This window comes from Micromonospora pisi (genome assembly GCF_003633685.1).
GTDB lineage: Bacteria > Actinomycetota > Actinomycetes > Mycobacteriales > Micromonosporaceae > Micromonospora_G > Micromonospora_G pisi.
Window position 1 is genome coordinate 2,996,105 of the sequence record NZ_RBKT01000001.1, and the last position, 14,198, is coordinate 3,010,302.

The 14,198-nt window shown below is 70.0% G+C and carries 12 protein-coding genes; 4 read left to right on the forward strand and 8 right to left on the reverse strand.

Going from position 1 to position 14,198, the window contains the following annotated elements; genetic code table 11:
* Nucleotides 1–42: 42 nt before the first annotated feature.
* The 6 genes from cutA to BDK92_RS12370 form a co-directional block, all read right to left on the reverse strand.
* On the reverse strand, nucleotides 43–363 hold the full coding sequence (gene cutA / locus BDK92_RS12345; RefSeq protein WP_121162036.1) for a divalent-cation tolerance protein CutA: 321 nt from the start codon (nucleotides 361–363) through the stop codon (nucleotides 43–45).
* Between the two features lie 10 nt (nucleotides 364–373).
* Entirely contained in the window at nucleotides 374–1,420 is a 1,047-nt protein-coding gene (locus BDK92_RS12350; RefSeq protein WP_121156840.1) for a 1-acyl-sn-glycerol-3-phosphate acyltransferase, read from the reverse strand.
* A complete protein-coding gene (locus BDK92_RS12355; RefSeq protein ID WP_121162038.1) occupies nucleotides 1,420–2,256 on the reverse strand; it encodes a patatin-like phospholipase family protein in 837 nt (278 codons plus the stop codon). Before BDK92_RS12355 ends, BDK92_RS12350 begins: the two co-directional genes overlap by 1 nt.
* A 107-nt stretch (nucleotides 2,257–2,363) precedes the next feature.
* Nucleotides 2,364–2,618, reverse strand: coding sequence for a helix-turn-helix transcriptional regulator (locus BDK92_RS12360; protein WP_121156841.1), 255 nt, complete (start codon nucleotides 2,616–2,618; stop codon nucleotides 2,364–2,366).
* A gap of 13 nt (nucleotides 2,619–2,631) precedes the next feature.
* Nucleotides 2,632–3,483 carry an ABC transporter permease gene (locus BDK92_RS12365; protein ID WP_121156842.1) on the reverse strand — a complete coding sequence of 284 codons (852 nt, stop codon included), beginning with the start codon at nucleotides 3,481–3,483 and terminating at the stop codon, nucleotides 2,632–2,634.
* Complete coding sequence (locus BDK92_RS12370; RefSeq protein ID WP_121156843.1) at nucleotides 3,480–4,451, reverse strand: ABC transporter ATP-binding protein; 972 nt, start codon at nucleotides 4,449–4,451, stop codon at nucleotides 3,480–3,482. The genes BDK92_RS12365 and BDK92_RS12370 overlap by 4 nt, the downstream gene beginning before the upstream one ends.
* Before the next feature lie 172 nt (nucleotides 4,452–4,623).
* Here BDK92_RS12370 and BDK92_RS12375 point away from each other — a divergent pair, with 172 nt between their 5' ends.
* Both BDK92_RS12375 and BDK92_RS12380 read left to right on the forward strand, forming a co-directional pair.
* On the forward strand, nucleotides 4,624–5,823 hold the full coding sequence (locus BDK92_RS12375; RefSeq protein ID WP_121156844.1) for a hypothetical protein: 1,200 nt from the start codon (nucleotides 4,624–4,626) through the stop codon (nucleotides 5,821–5,823).
* A gap of 173 nt (nucleotides 5,824–5,996) precedes the next feature.
* Nucleotides 5,997–7,571, forward strand: a complete 1,575-nt coding sequence (locus BDK92_RS12380) for a serine/threonine-protein kinase (protein WP_121162040.1) — start codon at nucleotides 5,997–5,999, stop codon at nucleotides 7,569–7,571.
* A 77-nt stretch (nucleotides 7,572–7,648) separates the two neighbouring features.
* Here BDK92_RS12380 and BDK92_RS12385 read toward each other — a convergent pair whose 3' ends face one another.
* Complete coding sequence (locus tag BDK92_RS12385) at nucleotides 7,649–9,157, reverse strand: chitinase (RefSeq protein ID WP_246017508.1); 1,509 nt, start codon at nucleotides 9,155–9,157, stop codon at nucleotides 7,649–7,651.
* Nucleotides 9,158–9,367: 210 nt separating this feature from the next.
* On the reverse strand, nucleotides 9,368–10,534 hold the full coding sequence (locus BDK92_RS12390; RefSeq protein ID WP_121156845.1) for an ROK family transcriptional regulator: 1,167 nt from the start codon (nucleotides 10,532–10,534) through the stop codon (nucleotides 9,368–9,370).
* Between the two features lie 144 nt (nucleotides 10,535–10,678).
* Here BDK92_RS12390 and BDK92_RS12395 point away from each other — a divergent pair, with 144 nt between their 5' ends.
* Together BDK92_RS12395 and BDK92_RS12400 are read left to right on the forward strand one after the other, a co-directional pair.
* On the forward strand, nucleotides 10,679–12,772 hold the full coding sequence (locus BDK92_RS12395) for an alpha-galactosidase (RefSeq protein ID WP_121156846.1): 2,094 nt from the start codon (nucleotides 10,679–10,681) through the stop codon (nucleotides 12,770–12,772).
* A 106-nt stretch (nucleotides 12,773–12,878) separates the two neighbouring features.
* Nucleotides 12,879–14,195, forward strand: coding sequence for an ABC transporter substrate-binding protein (locus tag BDK92_RS12400; protein WP_121156847.1), 1,317 nt, complete (start codon nucleotides 12,879–12,881; stop codon nucleotides 14,193–14,195).
* Nucleotides 14,196–14,198 lie beyond the last annotated feature (3 nt).

The following is a 14,198-nucleotide window of genomic DNA, read 5'->3' on the forward strand; positions in this document are numbered from 1 at the left end:
GCCGGGGGGTGGGTACTCACGCCACCTGGCCCGATCCCCGGCTCAGGTCCGGGTCTGGTCGTGGATCCAGGTGGTGTAGTCCGGGTTTCCGCTCTCCACCCAGTGCACCAGGATCTCCGGCACCTCGTACGGATGGGAGCTGCGCAGGTGGTCGACGAGCGCCTCCACCCGGTCCGGCGCGGTCTTGAACTGCACCGACCACTCGCGGGTGGTTTCCATCCGGGACTGCCACCAGTAGGTGCTGTCCATCGGGCCGCCCACCTGGGCGCAGGCCGCCAGCCGGCCGGCGACCGCGGCGGCGGCGAGCAGATCCGCCACTGACCGGGCATCCACCACGGTCGTTACCACGCAGAGCTGGTCCACGTCGCGCACCTTACGCGCTGTTGCGGTGGATATCGACCCATTCGTCGATACGTTTCCACCAGTCGTAGAGCCAGTCGATCCGCTCCTGCCGACCAGCTGGTATTTCCTCCGGCGGCACCGACCAGAAACGCATCACAATCTTCTTATCCATCGGCAGTTCGCGCCAGACGTCGGCCACGGTCAGCATTCGGTCGAGACCGGTGTGCGCGACAAAAATGACGCCCGCGTCCGGTGCCGCATCGAGCGCGGCTAGTACGCCGCCGGGCTGCGGTGCGAGCACGTGCCGCATCGCCTCCGCCCGTACGGCCATCTTCTCCAACCCCCGCGCCCGCAGCCGCTCGATGGCCCGGATCCGCCGACGCGGCGTGAAGTTCCCGCCCTCTGGAAAGATCACGAACGCGTCGTCGCTGTCCAGGCCGACCGCGAGGTGCCCGATCTGCTCGGTGAGGGTACGGCCCGGCTGACGACTGTCGCCGCCGATCGCCGGATCCTGCGCCCGGCCGGGCGCGATGAACCGGTTCGGCAGTCGATTGAGCAGGACGTCGACCGCCGGGTCCCACTGCAGGGTCTGCTTGAGGACGATCCGCGGCTCGCGATCGAACCAGTTCACCAGAGCGTGGATCAGGATGAACGAGTCACCCGGGCCGGCATGCCGGCAGAGCACCAACTGCGGGCGACCCGGCAACGCGCTGTCCGGGTCGGTGCCCACCATCTCGATGGTCAGCCGCAGCGTCCACTGCGCCTGCCAGAAGAGGAAGTTGAGGAACCAGCCGGTGAGCACGTAGTGCGCCCGCTGGAACCGGGGTGAGCGCTTCTTCCAACCGAAACCGGAGGCGATCCAGAGCGCGAAGAGCGCGATCAGCGCGGTCGCGTCCCAGGCCAGGTAGATGATCGCCATCCAGAGCACCCGCAGCGGGCGCAGATAACCCGGCACCAGTGGCGACGCCGCCGCCGCGAGGATCAGCCAGACCGGCAACGCGCTGACCACGAGTACGGCCAGCAGCACCACCACCGGCCCGAGGAACACCCGCCGCAGCCAGCGCGGCGGCAACCACATCAGCTGCCCTCGACGTGCGATTGCAGGTAGCGCCGGGAGGCGGTGTACGCCCGGCTGATCCGCCGGCCCACCGCCGCCATGTCGCGGTACGCCCACGGGGTGTCATCGCGTGGCTGCGACCCTCCGGTCGGCAGTACGTGCACGTCCACGTCGTCCGGCAGCGCCGCCATCTCCCGGGCGAACCGGTGCCTTCGGGCGATCTCGAAGGCGACCTGGGCGATCTCCCACGGCCGCCGGGGCGGGCTCAACGGCCGTTCGATCCGGCCCACCTGGAGCACGAAGATCTGCTTCGCCCCGCAGTCCACCGCCTCGCCGATCGGAATCGAGTTGACGATGCCGCCGTCGACGAAGTGCTCCCCGTCGATCTCCGAAGGTGGGAGCAGGCCGGGAACCGAGGCCGAGGCGAGCACCGCGTCGACCACCGGCCCGCTGGAGAACCAGTGCTCGGCGGCGCGCTCGATGCTCGCCGCACAGCAGCGGAACGGCACCTTCAGGTCGGCGAAGGTGGTCCGTTCACCGATCTCGGATTCGAGCAGCCGGCGCAGCGGACGGGGCGAGTGCAGGTGCGTACGGGCGGCGAACCGGCGGAGTTGCCGGGCCACCGAGTCGCCGTACACCTCGCTCGCCTCGGGCGACGCCCAGAGCCGGACCAGCCGGTTGGTCACCGCCTCGGTCGGATCGGCCGCCACCAGGGCGCCGTTGACCGCACCAATCGACGTACCGATGACAAGATCGGGGCGGATGCCGGCGCGGAACAGCGCCCGGAGCATGCCGACCTCGACCGCACCGAGCACGCCACCGCCGCCGAGCACGAACGCGACCGGACCCTTGACCATGCCTTTCATCGTGGCACGACCGGTCACGAGCCGGGTCGGCGCGGCCGCTTCGACGTGCGCGTCCGCACCCCGCCGGCCGCCCGGCACACCCGGCGAGCGGTGCCCGGTCAGGCGGGCCGCCGCTCCGACACGGCCGGGCCGCCACCGATGCGCGGAAAGGGCTCGGTGGAGAAGACCACCTCGACCGGCACCTCGAAGAAGGCGGCGATCCGCAACGCCAGGTGCAGGCTGGGCCGGAACTCGCCCCGCTCGAGGTAGCCCACGGTCTGGTAGTGGACCCCGAGCGCCTCGGCGAGCTGTCGGCGGGAGATGCCCCGCTCGACCCGGAGCACCGCGATCCGGTCGTAGATCACCTCGTTCATGGCGTCCGCCCTCTCACGCGACCCGCTGCAGGGCCTTCTCGCGACGCGCGGCCACGCTCGACCCCGACTCCCGTCGAGCCATCCGGCGCAACACGACCGGCGCCACGACCAACCCGACAACCGCCCAGATCCCGAGTACGCCGAGGGTCTCCAGGTGCCGCCAGGACTGTCCGATCTCGACCGCCGACAGGTTCTCCGGAAGCAGCGCCGACCTCATCCCCAACCCCAGCCAGTAGATCGGGAACACCTGCGCGACCCCCTGTAGCCAGGCCGGGAAGTTGGTGATTGGGTAGAAGATACCGGAGCTTGCAACCAGCCCCATGATGGGCAACATGATCAGGCCCATGTTGCGGGGGTTGTCGAAGAGCGAGCCGATGATCGCACCGATCGGCATGGTCGCGACCAGCCCGAGCGCCAGCACCCAGGCCAGGGTCAACCAGGAGGTCAGGCTCGTCACCGTCAGACCGTCGACCAGGAACAGCCCGGGTACGAGCTGGAGGGTGGTGCTCACCACGGTGATACCGGAGATCAGCACGATCTTCCCGATCAGGTAACCCAGCATTCCGTTCGGGACCGCCTTGGCCCGGAGCAGGGTGCCGTCCTCCCGCTCGACGATGAGCTGCTGGGCCACGTTGACCAGCCCGCCGAAGGCGACGCCCATGCCGATCGCGCTCGGCAGGGTCCGCGACCCGAGTGAGAAGCTGGTCCCGGGCACGCTGACGTCCCGGGTGAAGAACATGACCACGAGCAGGATCGCGGTGGGGAAGAAATAGGTCCAGAGGTCCTGGGCGGTGGTGAACGTCTGGCGCAGCTCGATCCCGCCGCGCGCGAGCCCGGACCGGACCGCGGTCAGCACCGGCGTCATCGGACAACCTCCTCGAACGTACGCGCCGCGGTGGCGGCCCGCCCCGACTCGAACTCCCGGACCATGGCCATGTAGGTGTCCTCCAGGCTGGCCCGGCGTACCTCCAGGTCGGCGACGGACTCACCGTGCTGGCGGAACAGTTCCCGGACGAACCGGGTGGCGTCCATGGTGGTGTGCACGAACCGCTGGTCGTCGTGGGTCCAGCGGACCTCCGCCTCGGTGGACATCCGCCGGGAGAGTTCGTCGGCCGACCCGTCGGCGATGATCCGGCCACCGGCCAGGATGAGGATCCGGTCGGCGAGCTTCTCCGCCTCGTCCAGGTCGTGCGTGGTGAGCAGGATCGTGGTGTCGTCGGTGTCGGAGAGCCGGTGCACCAGGTCGTGGAACTCGCGCCGGGCGGCCGGGTCGAAGCCGACCGTCGGCTCGTCGAGGAAGAGCAACTCCGGACGGCCGACGATGCCGATCGCCACGTCTAGCCGCCGCCGCTGCCCACCCGAGAGCTGGCCGACGCGCTTGCCGGCGTGCTCGGTGAGCCCGACCGCCGCCACCAGTTCGTCGATGTCCCATGGGCGGCGGACCTGGTCGGCGGAGTACGGCAGGTAGTAGGAACCGATCTGGGCGAGCAGTTCGCGTACCCGCCATTTGGCGTGGTCACGCCAGGACTGGAGGACCACGCCGAGCCGGGCCCGCCACCGCTCGTCACCGTGTCCTGGGTCCACGCCGAGCACCCTGACCTCGCCCGCGGAACGCATCCGGAAGCCTTCGAGGATCTCGATGGTGGTGGTCTTGCCCGCCCCGTTCGGGCCGAGCAGCGCCAGCACCTCGCCCCGGTGCGCGGCGAACGTGACCCCGTCGAGCACGTCGTTGGTGCCATAGCGCATGCGCAGGTCGCGTACGTCGAGCACGGTCGACCCGTCGGTCCGGCCGGAGACCCGGGCGGGTGCGTTCAGCTCCTGCAACCCCGTCATAGACCTTCACCTCCCCGTCTAACCAGTGGGCCAGACCATAGCATGAGTACTACATTCTGAAGCAGTCTCATTCCTGACAGCCGCACTTTCTCGCCGGTACCGGTGCTGGGTAGCATGAGCCCGCCCCGATGCTTCCCGTAGAGCCCCGTCCGGCGGCTGAGGAGACCAGGAAGTGCCCCTATCGCAGGGCGTCGACGCCCTCACCCGGCTCCGCCGCACGATTTTCCGTACGCCCGGTCCACTGCGCTGGGTCGCCATCGGCACCACGCTCGGCCTGGTCCTCCTACTCGTACTGTTCGGAGTCGTGTTCCGGACCGGACTCGGCATCGTGCCGGTGGTCGGCGCCCGGGAACCCGACGGCGGCAACCGGGTCGGCGCGGCCGCACCGATCGGCATCGCCCCCAGTCCGGGCACCTCACCGAAGCCGCTGCCGGACGAATACGTACCCCTGGTGGTGGCCGCCGGCAAGGTGTGCCCGGAGCTGCCGGCGCCCCGGATCGCCGGACAGGTGATGGCCGCCTCCGGCTTCACCCCCGGAGTCCTCGGCGAGGACGGCGCGGAGGGGGTCGCACAGTTCCGACCCGAACTCTGGCAGGCGTACGCACCCTCCCCCGCCGCCTCGGCGACCGACCCCGCCGCGGCCGTGCCCGCCCTCGGGCGGGCCATGTGCGGCCTGGTCGACGAACTCGCCCCACTCGACGGGGACGCCTACCTGACCGCCCTGGCCGCGTTCCAGTGGGGACCGGAGGCGATACGGGAGGCCGGCGGGCTGCCCGACGCCCCGAGCCTGCGTGCCTTCGCCGACATGGTGTCGGACTACACCGCGTACTACGCGCGGGACCCGCGACTGGGCGGCGCCTCGGCCACCCCCACCCGGCGGAACAACCCGACCGCTTCGACACCGAGCGGGCCGGCGGGTACGGCCAGCCCGCCGGGCAACGCCACCCCCGACCCCACCGGCCCCGGTACGAACCCCAGTGGCACCCCCAGGCCCTCGGCGACCACCACCACCGCGCCGCCACCCCCGCCGGCTCCGGTCTGGCAGGAGCGGGTGATCCGGTCGACCTCCGCGCTCCGCACCGACCAGTCCTGGACCTCGAACCGGTTGGAACTCACCCTGACCGGCGACGGCGACATCGTCCTGCGGGACCAGGGACGGACGGTGTGGCGGTCGGGCACCGCCGGTAGAGGCGGCCAGGTCCTCGTCTTCCAGGGCGACGGCAACCTCGTCCTGTACTCGCGATACGGCGGGACCGTCTGGAGTTCGCGTACCGCGCGCAACAACGGCGCGACGCTGGTCCTGCGAGCGGACGGAAACGTCGTCATCTCCGACGACGGCAGGAGCATCTGGCAGACCGGGACCGCGAGCTGAGCGACGCTTCGCCGGCCGTGGGGAGCGGCCGGCGAAGCGGGTACACCAGAACCGGAAACCCCGGTCCGACCAGGGGTTGACGGCAGGTGCCGGGTCGGACCACCGATCGTTGACAGAACGATTACATTCGCGCAACCTGATACGACCCCCTCCCCAGGCAGGTGCTGCACACGATGGCTGCGCTGTACGCGGGCGGTCTGCTCGCCCGCAGGTACCGACTCATCGACCAGATCGGCGCGGGTGGCATGTCCGTCATCTGGCGTGCCCGCGACGAGGTACTGGACCGGGTCATCGCGATCAAGGTCCTCGCCGCGTCGCTCGCCGCCGACGCCAAGTTCCGTGACATGGTCCGCGAGGAGGCACGCGCCGCCGCCCAGCTCGTCCACCCGCACGTCACCGCCGTACACGACTACGGCGAGGAGATCGCCCCGGACGGCGCCGTCACCGCCTTCGTGGTGATGGAGCTGCTCACCGGCGAGGAGCTGGAGGCCCGGCTACGGGACGGCCCGCTGCCCTGGGCCGACTCGGTGGAGATCTGCGCGCAGGTGGCCGAGGCCCTGGCCGAGGCGCACGAACTCGGCATCGTGCACCGGGACATCACCCCGTCCAACATCATGATGACCTCGGTCGGCGCGAAGGTGCTCGACTTCGGCATCGCCACCCACGTCGGCGCGCCGGACGAGGACGAGGACGGCGAAACCTTCGGCACGCCGGCGTACGTGGCGCCGGAGCGGCTCGACGGGACTCCGGCGCAACCCGCCACCGACACGTACTCGCTGGGTGTGCTGCTCTACGAGACGCTCACCGGACAGGTGCCCTATCCCGCCGAGACCTGGGACGAGCTGACCGAGGCGCTGCGTACCGGTGGTCCCGTACCGCCCCTGACCGGCGTACCCGGTCTGCCGCCGAAGGTGGCCGACGCCTGCCTGCGCTGCCTGGCCCGCGATCCGGTCGACCGGCCGACCACCCGGGAGGTCGCCGAACTGCTCCGTGGACAGCTCCTCGCCGCCGAGCCGCCGGCACCGGCCGAAGCGGCACCGCCGTCCGGTCGACCAGCGATCGTCGCCGAGCCGTCACCCTCCCCGGCCGCGCCGATCCCCCCAGCCTGGTCACACGAGCGGACAGCCATCGGCGTACGGGTGCTGCCCGCCCTCGCCGAGCCGGCCGGATCCGGCCCCGGTGCCCCGGCTGCCACACCGGTACGCCAACCCGAGCAGCACGCTCGCCGCTCCCGGATCGGAACCCTCGGACTCGCCTGCGGCGCGGTCGCCGTAGTCGGGTTGGCCGTGATCGTCGGCCTTCTGGTCAGCGACCCGCGCCAGCCCCGACCGGTCGGCCTCCCCACCGCCCCGATGCCGGCCACCTCCGCACCGGCGCCGTCCACGAACGGGTCGACACCGCCCACGAACGGGTCGACACCGCCCGGTACGCGGAGCGCGGCTCCGATCGGACCGACACCGACCGGACCGGTTGTGGTGACCGCGGCGACGTTCCGGGAGGCGGTGGCGGAACTCGACCGGTTGATCGGCAACGGCCTGGCCGCCGGGGCGATCCGCGGCGATGTCGGGGTCGACCTGCGCAACCAGCTACGCAACCTGCAGATGTCGATGATCTCCGGACCGGTCGACCTGGTCGGACCGGTCGACCTGCTCCGGCAGGCGGTCGCGACCCGGGTGCACGAGGGTGGCATCAGCCGCGACTACGCCAGGCAGTTGGACGCGGTCCTGGCCCAACTCACCGCGACCTGACCCGAAGGAAGGGCCCCTTGTTATCGCATTCTGTATAGGAAGGGGCCCTTCCAAACGGCTGTCCGGGGGGGGAGCGGTCAGGGCAGGGAATTCAGGAAGGGGTCGTGACTGTTCTTGAACTCCCAGTTGTAGAAGCGGTCCCAGTTGATCGACCAGGTCATCAGCCCACGGAAGTTGGGGTTGGTGCCACTGCGTGGGGCATAGCCGCCGCAGTTGGTACCGCGCACCAGACAGGTGACCGCCTGCTGGACCCCGGCCGGTGCGACGTACCCGTTGCCGGCGCTGCTGCCGGCGGGCGTACCGAAGGCGATCTGGTCCTCGCGCAGGCCGGGGAAGACGTTCGCGCTGTTGCCGGCGACCGGGAACCCGGCGAGCAGCATGTCGGTCATCGCGATGTGGAAGTCCGCGCCACCCATGGTGTGGTACTGGTTGTCCAGCCCCATGATCGGCCCCGAGTTGTAGTCCTGTACGTGCAGCACGGTGATGTCGTCGCGAAGCGCGTGGATGACCGGTAGGTACGAGCCGGCGCGCGGATCCTGACCGCCCCATGGCCCGGAGCCGTAGAACTGGTAGCCGAGCTGCACGAAGAACGTCTCGGGCGCCATGGTGAGGACGAAACCGGAGCCGTAGCGTGCCTTGAGGGTGCGGATGGCGGAGATCAGGTTGACGATCACCGGCGTGGTGGGGTTCCGGAAGTCGGTGTCACCGGTGTTCAGTGAGAGCGAGTGCCCCTCGAAGTCGATGTCCAACCCGTTCAGGCCGTACCGGTCGATGATGGCGCTGACCGAGCTGACGAACCTGTCCCGGGCGGCGGTGGTGGTGAGCTGCACCTGCCCGTTCTGGCCGCCGATCGAGATCAGCACCTTCTTGCCCTGCTGCTGTTTGGCCCGGATGGCGGCGGTGAACTGCGGCTCGGTCTCGACGCCGGGGCATTCCGCGACGGGGCAGAGCTGGAACCTGATGTCGCCGGAGGTGACCGAGGTCGGCTCGCCGAAGGCGAGGTTGATGATGTCCCACTCGGCCGGTACGTCGGCCATCCGGAGATAGCCGGAACCGTTGGCGAAGCTGCTGTGCAGGTAGCCGATGAGCGCGTGCTTCGGTAGACCGGTGTTCGGCGGCGGCGAAGTGGTCGGCGGCGGGGTGACGGGCGGCGTGGTCGGCGGCGGAGTCGTGGGTGGAGTGGTCGGCGGGGTCGTGGGCGGGGTCGTCGGAGTCGTACCACCCCCACACGCCACACCGTTCAACACACAGTTCGACGGCACCCCAGCACCCGTGGCATTGAACCCGAAAGACACCGACGCACCCGGAACCAACGTCCCGTTCCACGACCGGTTCACAAACGAGAACCGCTGACCCGACGACGTCATCGACGCATCCCAGAACGTACCCACCCGACTCCCCACCGGCAGATCAAACGCCACCACCCACGACGAGATCACCGACGACCCACCATTCGTGACCGTGTACCTCCCCTCCCAACCAGAACCCCAGTCAGACACCTTCACAAAAGTCGCGGTCGGACCGGCCGCGAACGCCGGCATCGCCACCGCGACGGCACCCACCCCGGCCGCCAGCGCGGCGACCATACCGATGAACAACGATCTGGAGCGTCTCATCCAGTCCTCCCGACCGGTCATGGCTCGCGCAGCCATCGACAGTTGGCTAATTATTAGGACTGTTAACTGTTTGTGTCCAGACCCCGGCCACCGTTCGACGAGCGCACCCAGGATCGACGTCTGTCGAAGCAGACCTACCGCCGGATCCGGCGGAAGGCCCCGCCGGGCACGACGGGTGAGTCAGGAGACGACGAGCGACTGGATGCTGACCGCCGCCGCACCACGCGCCCACTCCTCGAACGGAAGCGGGCGAATGGACAGGGGGCACTGGGCGGCGGCTCCGAACGCCTGGCGTTCGAAACCGGCCCGGATGTGCGGCTCGAACAGGTCGTAGACGGCCAGCCCTTCGCCGGACACGACGATCCGGGCCGGTCCGACCAGGTTCGCAACCGCCGCGATGCCGGTGCCGATCGCGTTGCCGGCGCGGGCGAAGACAGCGGTGACCCGTTCGTCACCGGCTCGGGCCAGGGCCACCGCGTCGTCGATGGTGAGGTCGGACCGGCCGGTCCGGTCCCGGGCCTGTTCGACGATGGCGTGCGTGCCGGCGATGGATTCCACGCAGCCCCGCCCACCACAGTGGCAGCTCGGGCCGGTCGCGTCGATGCCGATGTGGCCGACCTCGCCGGCCACGCCGTGCGCCCCGGAGACCAACCGGCCGTTGACGACCAGGCCACAACCGATGCCGGTGCCGACGGTGACGAGGGCGAAGGACTCGACGCCGACACCCTCACCGAACCAGTGTTCGGCGGCGGTCAGCGCCTTCACGTCGTTCTCCACGGTGACGCTGAGCCCGGTGAGCAGGCTCGCGCGCTCGCGCAGCCGTACGTTGTGCCAGCGCAGGAAGGGCGAGTACCGGACCAGGCCGGTGCTGCGGTCCACGTCACCGGAGACGGCCAGTCCGAGCCGTCGGGTGCGCTGGCGGTAGTCGTCGGGACCGTCGAGCAGTTCGTCGACGAGTCGGCCGAGTTCGGTGAGGACCGCTTCGACACCGGTGTCGGTCAGTGGCCGGTGGGCCGCTGCCCGTACCCGTGCGCCGAGGTCGCAGACCACGCCGATCAGCTCGTCGGCGGTGATTTTCACGCCGACGAAGAACTCACGGTCGCTCCGGATGGCGAGCGGGCTGGCCGGGCGTCCGGCCCCCGGTCCGGTCCGCTCGGTCGCGGCGAGCTCGTGCAGGTAGCCCATGTCGATGAGCGGTCGGGCGGCCTTGGTGACAGCGGCGGAGGAGAGTCCGAGCCGGCGAGCGAGGGTGACCCGACTCAGCGGACCTTCGGTCAGTACGGCGGTGAACACGGCCGTTGCCGCCGGGGCCACGGAGAGGCTGCCCGTGCCGGTCTCGGGAAACATACGCGAAACCTAGGATCAATAATTAACTTCGTCAAGTATTGATTTCGGCGCGGCGGCGGTCCTACGCTCGGCGGCACTTACGGCCCGCCACCCCATCCCGGCCCGGTGGAGCCACCACCCGATCGCCGCACAACCGAGGAACCGATGCCCACCGTGCTGTTTCACCCCGACCATCGCCTGTGGCTGCTGTGCGGGCCGACCGCAGCGTACGCCGTCCGGCTCGCCGAGGACGGCGCCGTGCGGCATGTCCACTGGGGTGCGCCGCTCACGCTCGACCAGGCCGTTCAGGCGGTCGAGCGCACCTCGCCGGCGGCGAGCAGCTTCGAGGCCGTGGCCGGAGTCGACGAACTGACGGTGGAGGGCGGCGCCCGGTTCGGCCCACCCAGTCTGGTCGTACGGTTCGCCGACGGCACCCGGGCCCTCCAGTGGCGGTACGCCGGCCACGACGTCGACGGTGGGCACCTGAGCATTCACCTGGAAGACCAGCACTACCCACTTCGGGTGACCCTGCACTACCGGACACATTCGGACAGTGACGTACTCGAGCGGTGGACGACCGTCCGGAACCTCGACGCCCACCAACCGGTCACCCTGCTCCGCTGCGACTCGGCGACCTGGACGGTGCCGCACCGGACCCACTACCGGCTGAGTCACCTGGTCGGCGGCTGGAACAGCGAGTTCCAACTGCGACGTACCGAGATCCCGGTGGCCGAGACAGTGCTCACCAGCCGGCGCGGCATGACCAGCCACCACGCCAACCCCTGGCTCGCCGTCGACGACGGCACCGCCACCGAGGAGCACGGCGAGGTCTGGAGTACCGCGCTGGCCTGGAGCGGCAGCTGGCGGATCACCGTGCACCGCGACCCGGTCGGCCGGACGACCTGGACCGGCGGCTTCGGCCACGAGGGCCTGACCTGGACCCTCGCGCCCGGCGAAGCCCTGGACACGCCGATCGTCGCCGGCCTCTACAGCATGGGCGGATTCGGGTCGGCCAGCCGCGCCTGGCACGGATACGTCCGCCGGCACGTGCTGTCGCACCCCGACGAGACCCGGCCGGTCCTCTACAACTCCTGGGAGGCGACCGGCTTCGACGTCGACGAGGCGGGCCAGAAGGCCCTCGCGGCCCGCGCGGCGAGCCTCGGCGTCGAACTGTTCGTGATGGACGACGGCTGGTACGGCGCCCGCAGCAGCGAACGCGCCGGCCTCGGCGACTGGGTGCCCAACCCGGCCCGCTTCCCCAACGGCCTGCGCCCGCTCGCCACCGAGGTACGCCGGCTCGGTATGCGGTTCGGGCTCTGGGTGGAGCCGGAGATGGTCAACCCCGACAGCGACCTGTACCGGGCGCACCCGGACTGGGTGCTACACATGGCAAACCGCGACCGCACCGAGATGCGCCACCAACTGGTGCTCAACCTGGCCCGACCGGACACCGCCGAGTGGACCCACTCATGGCTCGACCGGCTGGTCAGCGAGCACGACGTCGACTTCCTCAAGTGGGACGCCAACCGCCCGTTCACCGAGGCGGGATGGCCCGGCCACGGTGACCCCGACCGGCTCTGGATCGCGCACACCCGCGCGGTCTACCGGATCATGGACCGGCTCCGGGCGGACCACCCGGGCCTGCGGATCGAGGCGTGCGCCGGCGGCGGCGGACGCGCGGACCTCGGCGTACTCGCCCGTACCGACCAGGTGTGGACCTCTGACAACACCGACCCGGTCGACCGGATCGGCATCCAGCACGGATTCGGTCAGCTCTACCCGGCGCAGGTGATGGGCGCCTGGGTCACCGACAGCCCGAACGTCGCCACCGCCCGGCGTACTCCGTTGCGCTTCCGCTTCCACGTCGCGATGGCCGGCGCGCTGGGCGTCGGCGGCGACCTCACCGCCTGGACCGAGGACGAACTGACCGAGGCCGCCGGACTCATCGCCACGTACAAGCTGATCCGGCCGGTGGTCCAGCACGGAACGGCGTACCGGCTTCGCGGCGACGGCGCGCTGACCGGGATGCAGTACGTCCACGGCGACGACCACGTACTGCTCGCCTGGTGCCCCACCCGCCGGTTCGGCCACCAGCCACCACCGCTCCGCCTGGCCTCGGTCGACGTCGCCGCGAGCTACCACGACCTGGAGTCCGGGGCGACGTACCCGGGCGCACTGCTCCGGCATGCCGGCCTTCCCCTCGGCCTGCCACCGGGCGACCACGCCAGCACCCTCGTCCGGCTACGGCGGATCGACTAGGTCGAGAGGCGAACCCGACCGGCCCACGCCACGCCACCCCACCGAACGCACCGACAGCCAGACACCGGCGAGATCCGGTGTCCGAACCCTCACTGGGAGGTTCCCCATGGCGCACGACCAGACCACACCGTCCCCCTTCACCTCCGACGCCCGCCCCGATCGCCGTACGCTGCTGAAGGGCATCGGTGGCGTCACCGCCGCGCTCGCCTCGGCACCACTGCTCGCCGCCTGTAGCGGGGGCTCCCCCTCGGGCGAGGGCGGTGACAAGGCCACCTCGCTCGGCTCGGGCCTCTCCGACGCCGTACCGCGCAGCGCCGTCCAGGCGATGGTCGACGCGTACCAGCAGAAGTCCGGCGCGGCCGTGAAGACCAACGTGATGCCGCGCAACGAGCTGATCAACAACATCAGCACGTACCTGCAGAGCAGCCCGGAGGACGCGATCACCTGGTTCGCCGGCTACCGGATGCGCTACTACGCCGCCAAGGGTCTGCTCGCGCCCGTGGACGACGTCTGGGAGAAGATCGGCGGGAACTTCTCCGAGGGCATCGCCAAGGCGTCCACCGGCGACGACGGTAAGAAGTACCTGGTGCCGAACTACAACTACCCGTGGGGCTTCTACTACCGCAAGAGTGTCTGGCAGTCGCACGGCTACCAGATCCCGGCCACCTTCGACGCGCTGCTCGCACTCTGTACGCAGATGAAAAAGGACGGCCTGACCCCGATCGCCTTCGCCGACAAGGACGGCTGGCCGGCGATGGGCACGTTCGACTATCTCAACATGCGCACCAACGGCTACCAGTTCCACGTCGACCTCTGCGCGCACAAGGAGTCCTGGGACCAGCAGAAGGTCAAGGACGTCTTCGACAACTGGAAGGCGCTGCTGCCGCACCAGGACCCGGCCGCGCTCGGCGCCACGTGGCAGGAGGCGGCCCGGAGCCTGGCCACCAAGAAATCCGGCATGTACCTGATCGGTGCCTTCATCGGTCAGGAGCTCACCGACCCGGAGGTCGCTGCCGACCTGGACTTCTTCCCGTTCCCCGCGATCGCGGTCGAGGGCACCGACGCCATCGAGGCGCCGATCGACGGCTTTGTGCTCTCCGCGAAGGGTGGGCGCAACCAGGCCGCCAAGGACATGCTGGCGTTCTTCGGCACCGGTGCCGGGCAGGACGCGTACGCGGCGAAGGACTCGTCGAACCTGCAGACCGCCAAGGACGCGAACACCTCGTCGTTCAGCGCGCTCAACCGCAAGGGTGCCGAGGCGATCGCGAACGCGAAGTACGTCAGCCAGTTCTTCGACCGTGACGCCCTACCCGCGATGGCGAACAACGTCATGATTCCGGCCCTGCAGAGCTTCCTCAAGGACGGCGTCGTGGACACCCGCAACCTGGAGTCGCAGGCCAAGACCCTGTATGCCGCGCAGTGAGCT

What these genes read in the sequence shown, in the direction of transcription:
- BDK92_RS12350 (WP_121156840.1), bottom strand. Translation starts at nt 1,420, where the DNA reads ATGTGGTTGCCGCCGCGCTGGCTGCGGCGGGTGTTCCTCGGGCCGGTG.
- BDK92_RS12355 (WP_121162038.1), bottom strand. Translation starts at nt 2,256, where the DNA reads ATGGTCAAGGGTCCGGTCGCGTTCGTGCTCGGCGGCGGTGGCGTGCTC.
- BDK92_RS12360 (WP_121156841.1), bottom strand. Translation starts at nt 2,618, where the DNA reads ATGAACGAGGTGATCTACGACCGGATCGCGGTGCTCCGGGTCGAGCGG.
- BDK92_RS12365 (WP_121156842.1), bottom strand. Translation starts at nt 3,483, where the DNA reads ATGACGCCGGTGCTGACCGCGGTCCGGTCCGGGCTCGCGCGCGGCGGG.
- BDK92_RS12370 (WP_121156843.1), bottom strand. Translation starts at nt 4,451, where the DNA reads ATGACGGGGTTGCAGGAGCTGAACGCACCCGCCCGGGTCTCCGGCCGG.
- BDK92_RS12380 (WP_121162040.1), top strand. Translation starts at nt 5,997, where the DNA reads ATGGCTGCGCTGTACGCGGGCGGTCTGCTCGCCCGCAGGTACCGACTC.
- BDK92_RS12385 (WP_246017508.1), bottom strand. Translation starts at nt 9,157, where the DNA reads ATGGTCGCCGCGCTGGCGGCCGGGGTGGGTGCCGTCGCGGTGGCGATG.
- BDK92_RS12390 (WP_121156845.1), bottom strand. Translation starts at nt 10,534, where the DNA reads ATGTTTCCCGAGACCGGCACGGGCAGCCTCTCCGTGGCCCCGGCGGCA.
- BDK92_RS12395 (WP_121156846.1), top strand. Translation starts at nt 10,679, where the DNA reads ATGCCCACCGTGCTGTTTCACCCCGACCATCGCCTGTGGCTGCTGTGC.
- BDK92_RS12400 (WP_121156847.1), top strand. Translation starts at nt 12,879, where the DNA reads ATGGCGCACGACCAGACCACACCGTCCCCCTTCACCTCCGACGCCCGC.